The sequence below is a fragment of the Pseudomonas sp. AC463 genome (genome assembly GCF_979253585.1).
The window spans coordinates 1-400 of record NZ_CEEDDZ010000164.1; the positions used below are offsets into that span (position 1 = coordinate 1).

A 400-nucleotide genomic window follows, 5' to 3' on the forward strand; every position below is an offset into this window, starting at 1 on the left:
GTATGGGCGTAGTTGGTGGCGCGATGCGCCGTCGTCGCTCGGTCAGCACCAAGGTAAGCTTCGCCTGATCAGTTTCCCGAAGAGGGGATGAGGAGCCGCTGGCCGGAAGGCTGGCGGCTTCGCTGTCTGCAGGAGCCGTCGACTTCTTCAGTCGATGCCTTCGATCGCCATACGGATTTCGTCGGTCGGCGTCCTGTCCGTCGGTAAGGCCGCGCTAGCGTGACGTTGCCGCAGTTCGCTTGGTGAGGATCCGAAAGCCTTGCGAAAACTGCGCAGCAGCGCGGCCTGATCGCGGAAGCCATAGCGCGCGGCCAGCTCGACCAGCGTGCTCGTATTCAGCGGATTGCTCATGGCGCGGTGGGCGGCACGCAGGCGGCGCATCCGATCATAGGCCAGAAGG

General features: G+C 64.2%; 1 protein-coding gene. It reads right to left on the reverse strand.

What is annotated here, in order from left to right:
* Nucleotides 1-147: 147 nt before the first annotated feature.
* On the reverse strand, nucleotides 148-400 hold a 253-nt coding region (locus AC0IYH_RS29610), incomplete at its 5' end, for a helix-turn-helix domain-containing protein (RefSeq protein WP_471837631.1).